This is a genomic window from Allobosea sp. P4_C6 (assembly GCF_056402015.1).
On the sequence record NZ_JBFUIF010000022.1, the window covers coordinates 41,293 to 55,753 of the forward strand.

At 65.9% G+C, this 14,461-nt stretch carries 18 protein-coding genes; 4 read left to right on the plus strand and 14 right to left on the minus strand.

Features of this window, described 5'->3' with window-relative positions; translation table 11 throughout:
- Positions 1-3: 3 nt before the first annotated feature.
- The 6 genes from AC1DVA_RS16765 to AC1DVA_RS16790 all read right to left on the minus strand — a co-directional run bounded on the left by AC1DVA_RS16765 (position 4) and on the right by AC1DVA_RS16790 (position 4,471).
- A complete protein-coding gene (locus tag AC1DVA_RS16765) occupies positions 4-780 on the minus strand; it encodes a CpaD family pilus assembly protein (RefSeq protein WP_476806617.1) in 777 nt (258 codons plus the stop codon).
- A 9-nt stretch (positions 781-789) separates the two neighbouring features.
- Entirely contained in the window at positions 790-2,232 is a 1,443-nt protein-coding gene (locus AC1DVA_RS16770; RefSeq protein ID WP_265051255.1) for a type II and III secretion system protein family protein, read from the minus strand.
- Positions 2,229-3,008, minus strand: a complete 780-nt coding sequence (gene cpaB / locus AC1DVA_RS16775; RefSeq protein ID WP_265051256.1) for a Flp pilus assembly protein CpaB — start codon at positions 3,006-3,008, stop codon at positions 2,229-2,231. Before cpaB ends, AC1DVA_RS16770 begins: the two co-directional genes overlap by 4 nt.
- 124 nt (positions 3,009-3,132) lie before the next feature.
- Positions 3,133-3,645, minus strand: a complete 513-nt coding sequence (locus AC1DVA_RS16780; RefSeq protein WP_476806618.1) for an A24 family peptidase — start codon at positions 3,643-3,645, stop codon at positions 3,133-3,135.
- A gap of 168 nt (positions 3,646-3,813) precedes the next feature.
- Positions 3,814-3,987, minus strand: coding sequence for a Flp family type IVb pilin (locus AC1DVA_RS16785; RefSeq protein WP_265051258.1), 174 nt, complete (start codon positions 3,985-3,987; stop codon positions 3,814-3,816).
- Between the two features lie 310 nt (positions 3,988-4,297).
- Positions 4,298-4,471: a hypothetical protein gene (locus AC1DVA_RS16790; protein ID WP_476806619.1), complete on the minus strand. Its 174-nt coding sequence runs from the start codon at positions 4,469-4,471 to the stop codon at positions 4,298-4,300.
- On the opposite strand from AC1DVA_RS16790, the gene AC1DVA_RS16795 reads away from it, so the two are divergent.
- The 3 genes from AC1DVA_RS16795 (at position 4,470) to AC1DVA_RS16805 (ending at position 6,394) form a co-directional block, all read left to right on the plus strand.
- Positions 4,470-4,913 carry a pilus assembly protein N-terminal domain-containing protein gene (locus AC1DVA_RS16795; RefSeq protein WP_476806620.1) on the plus strand — a complete coding sequence of 148 codons (444 nt, stop codon included), beginning with the start codon at positions 4,470-4,472 and terminating at the stop codon, positions 4,911-4,913. The genes AC1DVA_RS16790 and AC1DVA_RS16795 overlap by 2 nt on opposite strands.
- A 246-nt stretch (positions 4,914-5,159) precedes the next feature.
- Positions 5,160-5,774, plus strand: coding sequence for a TadE/TadG family type IV pilus assembly protein (locus AC1DVA_RS16800; protein ID WP_265054971.1), 615 nt, complete (start codon positions 5,160-5,162; stop codon positions 5,772-5,774).
- A 74-nt stretch (positions 5,775-5,848) separates the two neighbouring features.
- Complete coding sequence (locus tag AC1DVA_RS16805; protein WP_476806621.1) at positions 5,849-6,394, plus strand: TadE/TadG family type IV pilus assembly protein; 546 nt, start codon at positions 5,849-5,851, stop codon at positions 6,392-6,394.
- A 49-nt stretch (positions 6,395-6,443) separates the two neighbouring features.
- Here AC1DVA_RS16805 and AC1DVA_RS16810 read toward each other — a convergent pair whose 3' ends face one another.
- Both AC1DVA_RS16810 and AC1DVA_RS16815 read right to left on the minus strand, forming a co-directional pair.
- Entirely contained in the window at positions 6,444-6,938 is a 495-nt protein-coding gene (locus tag AC1DVA_RS16810; protein WP_265051261.1) for a retropepsin-like aspartic protease family protein, read from the minus strand.
- Positions 6,939-7,158: 220 nt separating this feature from the next.
- Complete coding sequence (locus AC1DVA_RS16815) at positions 7,159-8,055, minus strand: 2-dehydro-3-deoxygalactonokinase (RefSeq protein ID WP_476806622.1); 897 nt, start codon at positions 8,053-8,055, stop codon at positions 7,159-7,161.
- Positions 8,056-8,185: 130 nt separating this feature from the next.
- Between AC1DVA_RS16815 and AC1DVA_RS16820 the strand changes: the two genes are divergently transcribed.
- Positions 8,186-9,070 (plus strand): aldose epimerase family protein, encoded by an 885-nt coding sequence (locus tag AC1DVA_RS16820; RefSeq protein WP_265051263.1) that lies wholly within the window; start codon positions 8,186-8,188, stop codon positions 9,068-9,070.
- Between the two features lie 15 nt (positions 9,071-9,085).
- On the opposite strand, the gene AC1DVA_RS16825 is transcribed toward AC1DVA_RS16820, so the two are convergent.
- From AC1DVA_RS16825 to trpA, 6 genes are all read right to left on the minus strand, one after another.
- Positions 9,086-9,790 (minus strand): L,D-transpeptidase, encoded by a 705-nt coding sequence (locus AC1DVA_RS16825; RefSeq protein WP_476806623.1) that lies wholly within the window; start codon positions 9,788-9,790, stop codon positions 9,086-9,088.
- A gap of 132 nt (positions 9,791-9,922) precedes the next feature.
- Positions 9,923-10,765, minus strand: coding sequence for an aldo/keto reductase (locus AC1DVA_RS16830; RefSeq protein WP_476806624.1), 843 nt, complete (start codon positions 10,763-10,765; stop codon positions 9,923-9,925).
- 18 nt (positions 10,766-10,783) lie between these two features.
- The gene (locus tag AC1DVA_RS16835) at positions 10,784-11,206 is read right to left on the minus strand and encodes a hypothetical protein (protein WP_476806625.1); all 423 of its coding nucleotides are present in this window, start codon (positions 11,204-11,206) and stop codon (positions 10,784-10,786) included.
- 41 nt (positions 11,207-11,247) lie between these two features.
- Entirely contained in the window at positions 11,248-12,570 is a 1,323-nt protein-coding gene (locus tag AC1DVA_RS16840; protein ID WP_476806626.1) for a bifunctional folylpolyglutamate synthase/dihydrofolate synthase, read from the minus strand.
- Positions 12,571-12,599: 29 nt separating this feature from the next.
- Positions 12,600-13,499 carry an acetyl-CoA carboxylase, carboxyltransferase subunit beta gene (gene accD, locus AC1DVA_RS16845; RefSeq protein ID WP_265051268.1) on the minus strand — a complete coding sequence of 300 codons (900 nt, stop codon included), beginning with the start codon at positions 13,497-13,499 and terminating at the stop codon, positions 12,600-12,602.
- A gap of 116 nt (positions 13,500-13,615) precedes the next feature.
- Entirely contained in the window at positions 13,616-14,461 is an 846-nt protein-coding gene (gene trpA / locus AC1DVA_RS16850; protein WP_476806627.1) for a tryptophan synthase subunit alpha, read from the minus strand.

Here is a 14,461-nt window from a genome sequence, read left to right on the forward strand (position 1 = left end):
GCATTAGCTGCCGCCTCCCACCGTCGCATTGATCTGTGGTGTCTGCTGGCGATACTGCGTCGAGGGATCCTTGCCTTCGCGAATCTTGGCGATGGCACCCATACGCTTGACGATGTCGGGGCGGCCTTCGTCGCGAGCCCTGACCAGGTCGATTGGATCCGCGACCTGGGCCGCCAGCGTGGCCTGAGAAGAACAGCCGAGGTTCCAGTATGGCTCGTTGGATGCCGAGAACTTGAAGTCGGAGCTGCCGAGATCGGTCGGCCACTGCCCGCACTGGTGCGGCACGACGGCCTGGAGCGACGCGAAGCTGAGGCGGATCGGCGACGCGAGGCCTGGATCCTGGATTGGATAGCTGCGAACGCTCAGAGCATTCGGCGATACGCCATTGCGGGCCAAGGTCGCGCGGATACCGCTGAGCGTGTCATGCGTCGCCCCCTCGCGGCGCGAGCCCTTTGGAACCTCCGCGACGAGGCCGCCCTTTCCGGACCTCCGGTATTCCCGGGCGAAACCCGCGACATCCTCGGCCTGACGGCTGTCGAGCGAGCCCCCTGCGCGGCCGACGAAGACGTCGAGCGAGCGGGGCGCATCGCGCAGCACGATCGGATGTCGTTCCCGGGTATCCACTGGCGCAATGGAAGGCGGATCTGCCTGCGCGCCCTTGCCGGCGCATCCGCCGGCGAGCGCACCGAAAGCCAATGCAAAGGCCAGAAGGCGCGGGGCGATGGCTCTCTCCTGGAAGGGAACCGTCATGGTCGGGCGATCCATCATGATGCTATCCATTCGGTTCGCTTAGTCGGCAATGAAGCCGACGCGGCCCTTGTACGCCTGTGGGATCGGGCCGCCGCCGCTGCCGTAGAGCTTGTTGAGGCGTCCGAGCAGGATGGCCTGGGCATCGTGGGATTCCACGAAGCCGTCATCGGGGCGCTGGACCTCGTTCGGCTGCATCGGCTTGGCGATGTAGGGAGTGGCCGTGATCATCAGCTCGGTTTCCTCGCGCTGATAGTCGCGCGAGCGGAACAGCACCCCGATGATCGGCAGGTTCATGAGCCCAGGTAGGCCGTTGAGCGATGACTTGGAGACGCGCTGGATCAGGCCTGCGGTGGCCAGCGTGCCACCGGATGGCAATTCAACGGTCGTGTCGGATTTGCGCACGCGGAACGCCGGGACAGTGACGGTGGGCTGGCCGGCTCCGCCCTGGAGCACGATCTGGTTCTCGAAGTCGAGCTCGGTGACCTCGGTCGCGATGCGCATGCTGATCTTGTTGGCCGAGAGCACGATCGGCGTGAAGTTGAGGGCGACGCCGATCGGCTTGTATTGGACGCCAAGCGTGCAGACGGCCTTGGCCGGGTCACAGGTATAGCCGGTCGGAACAGGGACTTCGCCACCTGCCGTGAACTTGGCGCTCTCGCCGGAGATCGCGGTGACGTTTGGTTCGGCCAGGACGCGGGCGAGGCCCGCCCGCTCGAGGGCTCGCAGGGTGAAGTTCTGCGAATTGCCGATGCCGGCTCCGATCGCCGTGGCGGATAGCGCCTGAGGAGACAGCGAAAAGGGGTTGTCGATGCTCGGCGTGATCGAGAACTTGCCCAGCTTCCACTCGCCGGTCGAGTTGATGCCGAGCTGCTTGATCGCCTTGCGCGAGACCTCGGACACCGTCACCTTGACCATGACCTGGTCGCGGTCGCGGATCGTCAGCGAGTTGATGACGGCGCCCTTGGAGGCGTTCTTGTCGGAGACTCCGACGAAGGCATTGGCGATGTCGACGGCCTGCGTCGCTTCGGACGCGTTGGGCACGGTCCCGACCAGTAGGATCGAGTCGCCTGCGGGCTTGATCTCGATCTGCGAATTCGGCAGCGCGGTGCGTAGCGTCTGGCGCAGGACATTGAGGTCCCGCCCGACATTGATCTCGAGGGCGGTGATCTGGCGGCCGTCGCCGTCCATCACGAACATCGAGGTCGCCCCGTCGGCGATGCCGATGATGAAAAGCTTGCGTGCGGTCCGGACCACCGCATTTGCGACCTTCGGGTTCGCGACGAACACTTCCTTGGCGTCTCGTGGCAGTTCGACGATCAGAGAACGGCCGATCGAAAGGTCGAGCTTGCGTGAAATCGCGTGCTCGCTCGCGCCGACATTGAGCACCGGAGCGGCATCTCTGCCGGTCGACTGTGCGTTGGCGCTGCCGGCCAGCAGAACGAGCGCGAGAGCCGTCGCGAGGCGAAGAGAGCATCTGGTCATGGCTTCACGCTCTTCGAGGTGACACCGTAGCGCACCAGGGTCATGGAATTGTCGGCCGAGGCTGGCGGTGCCGGTTCATTCGCGTCCTTCAGGCTGCGCAGCGCCAGCGAGAGCGTCCCGGTCTTCTGCGCCTGGATCAGGATCTCGACCTGCCCGGGATCGACCTCGAGCGTCGCGGTCTCGCCGACCACGACCTTCTCGCCGTTGCGCTCCTGCACGTTCTGGCCGATCGCCAGAGTCCTGATGTTGCGCAAGATGGTTTCGCTGACCTGGGCTTCGCCGCGACCGGAGGTGGATTCGCCGCGCCAGGTGGAGACAACGTCGACGCGATCGTTGGGAAGGATGAAACCGCCTGCGGTACTGGCGCCGCGGCTATCGGTGCTGATGGCCACCGCGCGCATTCCGGACGGCAACACGGCCGAGAGGAAGCCTGTCCCGTCGGTCCTGATCAGCTTCTCGCGCCGGATTGGCTCGGCACCGAGAATGGCGTAGCGCGCCAACTGGCCGATGATCTCCTTCTCGGCTTCGGGCGCTTCATCCTTGCGGATGATTCCGTTCGGCACGCTGGCCAGCGGCCAGTTCAGCCAGCGCAGATCGTTGGCCGCTACTGTGTTGCCGATCGGGATGTCGGTTGCCGCGACGAGCACGGGCACGGTTGGCGCCTGCTCGACCTTGGCCACCGGCGCCGGAGCCTGCGACGGCTGCTGCACGAGGAGAGCGGCGCCCAGGCCCGCGGCCAGTGCGATCACGAGAATGATGATGCGTGCGGGACTCATCGGCGTCCGATCCTCAGCCAGGCGGAGCCGGCTCATGTCCTGGATCGTCGTCGTGAAACGTCAACTTATGGTTAATCGGACGTATATTTTTTGATGAGGTATGACGTAAGGTCGCCGTATGCCGTCAGACGCCGACTGCGGCGCGCCAGATTGCGGTCTCCGGCAGGATGAGCAAGGCGGTGAAGGCGAGAGCGATTCCGTAGGGAACGCCCTCCTTCGGCGCGTGCAGGCGCTGTGCCCAGCCCCAGTTGGCAGCCATCGAAGGAAGAGGATGCGAGCGCAAATGCAAGATCAGCAGCGTCAGCAATCCGCCGGCGAAGCTGGAAAAGACGAGATACGGCATCAACTCGTCGAAGCCGAACCACAGGGCAGTCGCTGCCGCGAGCTTGGCATCGCCCCCGCCGATCCAGCCCGCGGCGAATAGGCCGAAGGCGCCGACGAGCACCAGCATGCCGGCTGCCAGATGCCAGGCGATGTCGTTGAGGCTGAGGCCCAGCAGCGCGGCGCAAAGCGCGAAGGAAATGACCAGGGAGAGGCAAAGCCGGTTCGAGATCGTCATCGAGACGAGATCGCTCGCTGCGGCATAGGCCATGGCGAAAGGAAACACACCAAGCATAATAATCAGTGGGAGTGACATGGGCTGGTCCGATCCGAGCGAGGGTGTGACAGTCGCACGCAGGCCTCACCAAAGCCTTACGAAAACGGCGGGAATGGTCGGAGAAGTGTAAAAACGGCAGAACGCCCCGGCCATGCCGGGGCGTTCTCGGATGCGCTCGGCAACCCTGAGGGCCGCCTGTGAGAATCCTCAGGACTTCTTGATGAGGCCGCTTTCGACTTCCTGGAACCGCGCCTTCAGATTGCTGCCGATGGTCGTCCAGGTAGCGATACAAACGACGGCGATCAGGGCGGCGATCAGGCCGTACTCGATGGCGGTGGCGCCGGACTCGTCCTTGACGAAGCGAGCGAAAAGATTGGTCATGCTGAAACTCCTTACACCACGGTTTGACGGCTGCCTTCGCTCTGAAGCGGCTTCGGTCAGCGACAGGAACGACATTAGCCCGCCCCTCTTGCCGATCAGTTAAAGTGATCAAAGAATTGGGCGCTTTGAGATGATGTTTTCGCCGTGGTTAACGCCCAATTTAAAGGACGAATAGAAAGGGATTCATGCAATAAGCAAGAATTAATCTAGGTTTTTGTCGGTAAATAAGATATTTAACCGATACTGCATTCACGTTTTAGTTTGATATCAATGATCGCTCAACGAGATTTTTGGAAGGCATTCCGCTTCGTTAGGCGGAGAAAAGATCGATGAAGTCGCTGCCGTCATCGTTTTTAAGACTTGGTTCATCATTTTGCGCTTGTCTGGTGACATCGCAGAGCTTGAGGCCCGCCATGTCGACCAACCACACGCCGGAAAGGTGCCGTCGTTCCGCGCCTTGGCTGGTCGCCATGGTCTTCGTCATGGCCTGCTCGACCAGCGGTCCGGCGACGGCTGCGCCGCAGGAGAGCCAGGCCGAAAGCGTGATGGTCCTGGTTGATCATGCCAAGGTCGTGCGCTTGCCCGAGAAGGCGCAGACGGTCATCGTCGGCAATCCGGCCATCGCGGACGTGGCCGTGCAGCGCAATGGTGTCATGGTGGTCACCGGCAAGAGCTTCGGCGTGACCAACCTGATCGCATTGGACGGAACGGGCACGCTTCTGGCCGAGTCGCTGGTTCGCGTCGGCGCGGCGTCCGAGGCGGTGCTGACGGTGCAGCGGGGCATGGAGCGCGAGAGCTATTCCTGCACGCCGGTATGCCAGCCTGCTGCGCAGCTTGGTGACGCCCAGAAGTATTTCGGCGAAGTTGGAGGCCAGGCGTCGGCCCGCAACACTCAGGCAACCGGCAATGGTGCCGCGCCCAAATAGTTGGCGTTAGCCCAACGCCAAGTGCAAGTAGTTCGTCGGAAAGCCTGGCCGTTCGATCGCGGCCGATCCTATTAGGTGTTGACGCGCGCGTAGGCGCGGGCGTGCTCGGAAGTGCTCAAGGTAAATAAAATCTTTGCCTTGCAGGCGGTGGCAGCGAAACACCCCTAACCGATCGGCAATTGTTTTGGCTTAGATATCAGCTGGTCGGAGCGACAGGCTCGGCGAGGCCAGCGAATGTTTGATCCTATGGCACCAGCGGAGCAGACCGGCACAACAGCCGGGCGGAAGGGCCGCGGCCGGCGTTCCATCATCAGGCGCTTCCAGCGTTCCGAGAACGGGGCGACGGCGATCGAGTTCGGCTTCGTTGCGTTGCCCTTCTTCATGCTGACGTGGGCTATCATCGAGACGGGGCTGATGTTCTGGACCAATCAGGTCCTGGAGGAATCGCTGTCGCAGGCGTCGCGCGCGCTGTTGACCGGCGAGTCGCGCAGCCGCTACTCGTCCAGCACTGCCTCAGTCAATGCAGCCGCATTCCGCGACGACGTCTGTGCGCGGGCGCCGATGAAACTCATCGACTGCACCAAGCTGGCTATTGATGTCAGCACCTATAGCGACTTCTCGGGGGCGAGTTCCGGTACGGCCAGCAGCAATCCTCTTGCGGGCGGCAATCTCGATACGAGCAGCTTCTCTTACCGCCAGCCCGACACCGGTCAGATCGTCGTCGTGCGGGCGGTGCTCGACTACAAGCTGCTTCTCACGAGCTGGGCGTCGAAGGATCTCGCCAACATAGGCGGCGCGGGTTCCGGTCGGCGCGGCCTCGTTGCAAGCATGACCTTCCGGGCGGAGCCGTTCGTCCCATGACGCGATCCGGAGCGAAGATGAAACTCAAGAGCGTCTTCAGCCCGTGGCGCCGTTTCCGCGACGCCTCTGACGGCGTGGCGGCCATCGAGGCCGCGATCGTGCTTCCCGTGATTGCGATCGCTTATATCGGATTGGTCAACCTCTCACAGATGGTCATGATCAATCGCAAGGTCACCCAGCTGACTTCATCTCTGAGCGATCTTACGGCGCGCCTCCAGACGATTCCGACGGCGGAAATCACCAACATCTTCAAAGCGTCTGAAACGGTCCTGCTTCCCTACGACGCCAGTAAGGTCAAGATGGTCATCGCCAGTATCGTCATCGATGCCAACCGCATCGGCAAGGTCTGCTGGTCGAGCAGCTATCCGGAGGGTACCGCCGCGCCCAAGCGCGGCGACACCGTGACCGTGCCCGAAAGTGCGCGGATCGCCAACACCTCCGTCATCATGGCGCGAGCGAGCTACGAATTCACGCCGTTGATCGGCGAGGGCCTTTTCAGCAAGATCACGCTCGGCGATAATCCGATCTATACTAGGCCGCGCAACGGCAAGGCCGATGGCGATAACAGCATCGAGCAGATCGTGCGCGCCGACGTGAAGGGTTGCCCCAAGTTCACCTGAGCGGGGCGAGACACGTTCGGGACCCGTTGCCGGCCTCGGCGGCCGCCTTTCAACCCCGCAGCACCATCCGCCCCGTCTGGACCTCGTAGCCCTGCAGCTTGCTGAGGAAGGAGTTGCCCAGCAGGCTCATCGAGAGGGCCCGCTCGGGCAGCACGACGGCGTCGACATTGCGCACGACGATGTCACCGAGCCGGATTTCGCGCAGCACCGTGCGATAGCCCGTGACGGTGCCGTTTGCCGTGCTCAGCATCATCTTGCGCGCATTGGCGTCCGACTTGATGCCCAGCGCCTGGGCATCGGCCGCGGTCAGCGCGACGATGCTGGCACCTGTGTCAACCATCATCTTGATCCGGTAGTTCTCGACGCTGGGATGGACGATGTAGTGCCCGCGATAATCGGCGGATACGGCAAGCGTCACGGGCTGGCGCGGCCCGGGGATGGGCCTTTCCGCTGAGGCGACGGCCACCACCGGCGCTGCGCCTTCACTGCGTTGCGCGAGCCATTGCGTATAACCGAGCGAGCCGACAATGGCGAAGCCGGCCATGCCCAGGGCCCATATCGAGGGATGCGATGTCACGGCCTTCCCCAGCCTGATCCAGTCCGTCATCATCGGGCCGGTCCCCTGACGAAGGGTGAAGAGGGTCTCCGCGATTGTCTGCAACGGCGGCGCGCCCGGCGCCGATCGCGCGCAGGCTTAATCCACGCTTACCGGCATGTCGTTCTGCCAGCCCGTGTCGCTGCAGCGGCAGGGCAGGCGACGGCGATTACCCGGTGAGTCCGTCTGCGAGACGCCTGATGCCGGCGACGAAGGCGTCCTCGGGCGTGGTCAGCCTGACGGTAAGGCCTGCCGCTTCCAGCGCGGCGCCATAGCTCTCGGCCAACGCACCGTCGGCGACGAGGTGGATCTCTTCCCGCCGCCCGAACAGCGACTGCGCTCCCAAGATCTCCTGCCCGACCAGCAGCGCCGAGAGATAGGGACCGACCTCGCCGCCGCGCATCCGGCCGGCAAGGACCTCGGTGCGGGCGGCGAAGGCCGTGTTGAGCAGGCCGCCGGCACGTTGTGCGCCTGCCCGGCCGCGTGTCGCTCCGTTTGAAGCATCCTCACCCGACGGTTCTTCCGCGAGGCGGCCCAGGATCGAGCCGTTGCGCAGCAGCCCGTAGACCTCTCCGGTCATGAAGCTGGCGAAGCGGACGATTCGCCCGTCCCTGATTTCGGCCCATTTCGAATGCGTCCCGGGCAGGCAGGCGATGCCGTTCTCCAGGCCGAGCCCGACGATCAGTGTCTCCTCGCCGCGCATCACGTCGAAGGCGCCCTCGTCGCAGCTCAGGCCCGGCAGGATGGTGGCCGTGGTGTGATCGTCGAGCGCCGCGCGGATCGAAGCTGCCGCGATCTCGTCAGCAGAGGCCGGGCAGGCGACATAGGGCGCCTCGATCCAGCCATTGCGGCTGCCGACCATGCCGGCGAGCACGATGGCCGCATCGGGCGCGGCGCGCCGGAAATCGCCAGCCAGCGTCTCGAATGCGGCGGGATAGCCGCCAGCCGGCACGGACTGGATGCCCTGATCGGCGATGCGCCGCTGCAGCACCGCGCCCGTTTCCGAGATCAGGAAGGCGCGCGCGCGGGTCGTACCCCAGTCGAGCGCGATCAAAGGTTTGGGCATGGCAGACTCCGGCAATGGCGCGCGACTGTCACTGCCGTACCGGACATGGTCAAGGCGCGCCGGCTTGTGCCCGCCCTGCAATCGCGGCAACGCTGCGGTTCGACGGGAACGAACGAATCGGACGAGCGCGATGCTGCAACTGCAAGCCGGCGGCCTGGAAGCCGTGGTCATACCGGAGATCGGGGGCATCGTCTCGCGGCTCGTCTGGACCGGCCCGGATGGGCGCCGGCATGATGTGCTGCATCCGCCGGCTGATCGGACGGCCTCGACCGCTTCTCCGAACTTCTTCGGCAGCTGGGCGATGCTGCCCTTCGCCAACCGGGCCTTCGGAAGCGTGGTGGACGACGGCGAAACCCGTTTTCAGGTTCCCGCCAACGATCCGTCAGGCACCATCCATGGCTTCGGCTGGCAGGCCGCCTGGGAGGTTCTGCGGTATGACCGCGGTCATACCGTCATCGAGCATCGGCGCATCGACGGTCCCGACCGCTATCGCTACCGTGCCCGGCAGGAAGTCATACTGGACGAAGCCGGTATGACCATTCGCCTGTCGATCACGAACGAGGCCGAGACGGCGCTACCGTTCGGGATCGGCCATCATCCCTGGTTTCCGTGCGCGGCCGATACGCGCCTGACCATGCGGGCAGCCGGCGCGCTGGTCTTCGGCGAAGCCTTTCGGGCGATCGGGCAGGAAGCTTTCACCCAGGGCGGCCCTTACGCCGATGCGCGGCCGTTCCGCTCCGATACGGTGACGGCCTGGAGCTTTTTCGACTGGGACGGCAGCGCTCGGATCGAGACGCCCTCGACCGGCCTCGCCATCACGCTGACGGCGAGCGACAGCCTGAACTGCCCGGTGGTCTGGTCGCCACCCGGGGCCGACTTCCTCTGCGTCGAGCCGCAGAGCCACGCCATCGGCGCGCCGAGCGAGCCGGCCGCGCGGGCGGCCGCGCCGCTGAAGCGGCTGGCGCCCGGTGAGACGCTGGAAGGCTGGCTCAGGATCGCGCCGGAAGCGATCTAGCGTCTGACGTCGATCTCAGCGCCAGCCATAGCCATAGCCGCTCGGGTAATAGGGCTGGTAGCCATAGGCATTAGCCGGCAGCGCGGGCCGCAGCAGGATCTGGCCGCGCGCCGCTTCCCAGCCATTGGACCGCCCTTGCTGGGCGATCGTGCTGTCCTGATGCCGCGGCTTGGCCTTGGCGATCTGTGCCTTGGTGCCGCTGCTGTTCGCGATCTTGTGCTTGGTCGGTGCCGTGTTGGCGAACCGGGCCTTCGAGCCGCCGGGCGCCTTCGCGAAGCGCGAGAGATTGTCGGTCGCGGCCCCGTTCAGCGCGATCCGGGTCTGGCCGGCGCCATGCTTCTTCACCAGCGCAAACAGCTTGGCGGCATTGGCGGGGTGCAGGCGGATACAGCCATGAGAGGCCGGGCGGCCGAGCGCGCCGACGGCCGTCGTGCCATGGATCGCGTAGCCGCCGCGGAAGAACACCGCATAAGGCATCGCGCCGCCATATTTGCGCGAATACCAGTTCTTTTCGAGCCGGGTCGGGCGGTACTGGCCGTTCGGCGAGCGGAACCCCTTGCGCCCTGACGAGATCTTCCATTCGTAGATTTCGCCGTCGGTGGTAGCCACCGTCATCCGCTGCGCGGCGATGTCCACTCGCACATCGACGCCGGCTTGCGCCTTGGCGGCGCCGAAGACGGACAGGAACAAAACGGCCAGGATGCCGAGAACACGACGCATCGCCCAAACTCCGAAGACGCAACTGTTGAGCGGGCGTTGGTGAGGCTCTGACGGCCGTCGCCCTTGACTCTAGGAAAGCGCGGGCGCCGCAGCCTGTAAAGCGCGAAGGTGGATCGTGGTTTCCAGCGCAGATCAAATCATCGGCAACGCATGGGGCTTGCGGCCGAGCGGGAAGGCGGCGTCGATCCGCGCGATCTCGGTTTCCGAGAGGGCAAGACGCAGCGCCCCGGCATTGTCCTCGACATGGCCGACCTTGCCCGCTTTCGGGATCGCGAAGAGGCTCGTGCGCCGCGTCAGGAAGGCGAGCGCGACCTGCCGGGGAGACGCGTCATGCGCCGCGGCGATCTCGGCGAGGATCTTGCCCTGCGCGCTGCCGGGGGCCGGAAAGTCGTCGTGCCCGAACGGGCTGTAGGCGGTGACGGCGACGCCGTTGCGCTCGCACCACGGGATCACCGCATGCTCGATGGCCCGCTCGCGCAGATGGTAGAGCACCTGGTTGCAGGCGATCCTGCCTTTGCCGGCAGCCGCCAGCGCCTCGTCGAGATCGTCCTCGTCGAAATTGCTGACGCCCCAGGACAGGATCTTGCCCTCCTGCTTCAGCGCCTCGAAGGCGGCGAAGGTCTCGGCCAGCGGATGTGGCCCGCGCCAATGCAGCAGGTAGCAGTCGAGCCGGTCGGTCTTGAGGTGCTTCAGCGAGCGCTCGCAAGCGGCGCGCACACCCTGCCGCGAGGCGTTGTGCGGCAGTACCTTCGAGACGAGGAAGACCTCGTCGCGTCGCCCAGTGATGGCTTCGCCGATCAGCGCCTCGGAGCGGCCGTCGCCATACATCTCGGCAGTGTCGATATGGTCAAGTCCGAGATCGAGCCCGCGCCGGAACGCGGCAATGGCCTCGCGCCGGTCGCCCTGCTCGCTGTACCAGCTGCCTTGGCCGATCGCGGATACGGCCGGTCCTCCGGCTCCGAAGTTGCGTTGCATGCCGCTCTCCCCGTCGTCTCAGTCGACCTCGACCTTGAACTGCGCATGCCGGATCTCGCCGTCGCTGTAGCGCACACGCACCCCGAAGCGGTCCGGTCCGCGATAATTCCGGCGTGACGTGTATTCGAAGGCGAGCGAGGGGCCGATCTTGCCGTCGCAGTGCTGATGGTCGCCGGGCCGGTATTCGGCCTTGGCGTTCCGCTTGGCCATGCGCACCTTGCCGTGCCGGGGCGGCTCGGTCAGGACGGCCGTGGGCGGCTTCACCGGCCGGCAGCTTGTGTCCATCGTCATATAGGTCTGCTGCAGGAAAGTCGGCTTGCCGGCCGTGACGCGCTCGGCGCCTTCGGCTGCAGGCGGCGCTGGATCACCGGAGGTGACGCAGCCGCCGAGCATTCCGCACAGCAGCGTCGCGGCGAGAACGGTCAGTCCGGGAACTGGCATGGCTTTCCCCGCCTCAATGATCGTAGTCCGCCGGCCGCTGTTCAGGTCGGCGGTGTGCCGTTGGCCGAGAGCACCTCGCCGGCGAGATAAAGCGAGCCGCAGATCAGGATGCGCGGCGGCGCCGGCCAGTCGCGGCCCGCGATCGTCCGCAGCGCCTGCTCGACCGAGCCTGAAACCTCCGCCGCCAGCCCGGCATTGCGGGCCGCTTCAGCCACTTCTTCCGCCGGGCGTGCGGCCAGCGAGTTCTGGATCGGCACGGCATAGAGCGCCTGCGCCAGCCCTTTGAAATGGCCCAGTGTCGCGGCGGCGTCCTTGGTCGAGAGCAGGCCCGCGATCATCACCAAAGGCGCAGGGTTGCGGTCGGCGAGATCGGCCATGGCCTGGGCCAGCACGCGCCCGCCATCCGGGTTGTGGCCGCCATCGAGCCAGAGTTCGGCCCGCTCGGGCATGATCCCGACGAGGTGCCCGCGAGCCAGCCGCTGCAGCCGCGCCGGCCAGTCGGCGTTGCGCATGCCCTCCTCGAAGGCCCGCGCCGGCAGGCCGCCATAGCCGGCCGCACGCAGCGCCGCGATCGCGGTGCCGGCATTGATGTGCTGATGGCGCCCGGCCAGGCGCGGCAGCGGGAGGTCGAGCAGCCCGTCGCCATCCTCGTAGACCAGTCGCCCGCCGGCCTCGTGGACGTTGAAATCCTGCGCGCCGATCAAGATTTTCGAGGCGCCGACGCGCTCGGCCGTGGCTTCGAGCACCGCCGTCGGCTCCGGCTCCTGCGGGGCGATCACCGCCGGCGCGCCGCGCTTGAAGATGCCGGCCTTCTCGGCCGCGATCTTGGTCACGGTGTCGCCGAGATACTCGGCATGGTCGAGCGAGACCGGCGTCACCACGGTGCAGGCGGGATGGGCGATGACATTGGTCGCGTCGAAGCGGCCGCCGAGCCCGACTTCGAGCAGCACGACATCCGCCTCATGCTCTGAAAACAGCAGCAGGGCCGCCGCAGCCGTGATCTCGAAGAAGGGGATGGCATCGCCGGCATTGATGCGCTCGCAGCGCTCCAACGCTTCGACCAGCACCGCCTCGTCGACGAAACGGCCGCCGCCGGGCGCGCCGATGCGGATGCGCTCGTGGAAACGCACCAGATGCGGCGAGGTGTAGACATGGACGCGCAGGCCCGCCGCCTCGAGGATCGCCCGCATGAAGGCGATGGTCGAGCCCTTGCCGTTGGTGCCGGCGACGTGGATCACCGGCGGCAGGCGCTTATGCGGGTCGCCGAGCCGCTCCAGCAGGGTCAGGATGCGGCCGAGCGAGAGGTCGATCAGCTTGGGGTGCAGCGCCATGAAGCGCGCAAGCAGCGTGTCGGAAGACCCCATGATGTGACGGCCCCCTGCCGCAAACGACCTCAGACCGCCTCGACCACCGGGCGTGCGGCCACCGCGACTTCTTCCTTCACAGGTGGCTGCTTGGTCAGCAGGCGGCCGAGCCGGGCCAAGGTCTCGGGGATCTCGCGGCGGTGGACGACCATGTCGACCATGCCGTGGTCCTTGAGATATTCGGAGCGCTGGAAGCCTTCCGGCAGCTTCTCGCGGATCGTCTGCTCGATCACGCGCGGGCCGGCGAAGCCGATCAGCGCGCCGGGCTCGGCGATGTGGATGTCGCCCAGCATGGCGTAGGAGGCGGTGACGCCGCCGGTCGTCGGATTGGTCAGCACGACGAAATAGGGCAGGCCGGCCGCGCGCAGGCGCCGCACCGCCACCGTCGTGCGCGGCAGCTGCATCAGCGAGAGGATGCCCTCCTGCATGCGCGCGCCGCCCGACGCCGCGAAGACGACATAAGGCGTCTTCTTCTCGAGCGCGGTCTCGGCGCCCTTGACGAAGGCCTCGCCGGCGGCCATGCCGAGCGAGCCGCCCATGAAGTGGAAGTCCTGCGCCGCCAGCGTCATCGGCAGGCCCTTGACCCGGCCGTAGCCGATCTTGAAGGCATCCTGTGCGCCGGTCTTGGCGCGGGCGTCCTTCAGCCGGTCGACATAGCGCTTCTCGTCGCGGAACTTGAGCGGATCGACCGGCACCTCCGGCAGGGCGACGTCGAGCCACTTGCCGTCGTCGAAGGTCAGGCGCAGCCGCTCCGGCGCGGTGACGCGCATATGGTGCTCGGAGCCGGGGATGACGTAGCCATTGGCCTCGACATCCTTGTGGAAGACCATCTGCCCGGAATCCGGGCACTTGATCCAGAGGTTCTCGGGGCTCTCGCGCTTGAACAGCGTCTTGATGCGCGGGCGGACGACTTCGGAAATCCAGTTCATCGGACGATTCCCTGATGGGCTTGCGGCGGGGGCTTTCTAGGCCTTGGCGCCGTCACGCCTGAAATAGGTCGGGCCTGCCGAAGGGCAAGCGACGCGACCCTTGAATGAAACCGGCCTCAGGCCGCCTTGGCCGCAGAGCGGATGCCCTGCGCGAGTTCGCTGACCAGCGAGGTGACAGCCGAAACCGTCTTTTCCGTGGCCTTGCCCTCGCTGTCGAGCGAAAGCCGGACGCGCTCGACCAGCGCAGAGCCGACGACGACGCCGTCTGCGCCCTTGGCGATGGTGGCCGCGTCGGCGGCCGTCTTGACGCCGAAGCCGACGGCGACCGGCAGGTCGGTGTGGCGCTTGATCCGAGCGACCGCGCTGCCGACCGCGCCGTAATCGGCGATGGCACCGCCGGTCACGCCGGTCACCGAGACGTAGTAGACGAAGCCGGAGGTGTTCTGCAGCACCTTGGGCAGGCGCTTGTCGTCGGTCGTGGGCGTGGCCAGCCGGATGAAGCTGACGCCGGCCTTCAGCGCCGGCAGGCAGAGCTCCTCGTCCTCTTCCGGCGGCAGGTCGACGACGATCAGGCCGTCGATGCCGACCCGGCGCGCGTCGGTGAGGAAGGCTTCGACGCCATAGGCGTAGATCGGGTTGTAATAGCCCATCAGCACGATCGGCGTGTCATGGCCGGCCTTGCGGAAGGTCTCGACCATGGCGAGCGTCTTGCGCAGCGTCTGGCCGGCTTTGAGCGCGCGCTGTCCGGCAAGCTGGACAGGAATGCCGTCCGCCATCGGGTCGGTGAAGGGCACGCCGAGTTCGATCAGGTCGGCACCGGCTCCGGGCAGGGCCACGAGGATCGCGCTTCCCGTCTCGAAATCGGGATCGCCGGCGGTGACGAAGGTCACCAGCGCCGCCCGGCCCTCGCGGGCGCAGGCCTGGAAGCGGTTCTGGATGCGGGTCTGGCCAGTCTCTGTCAT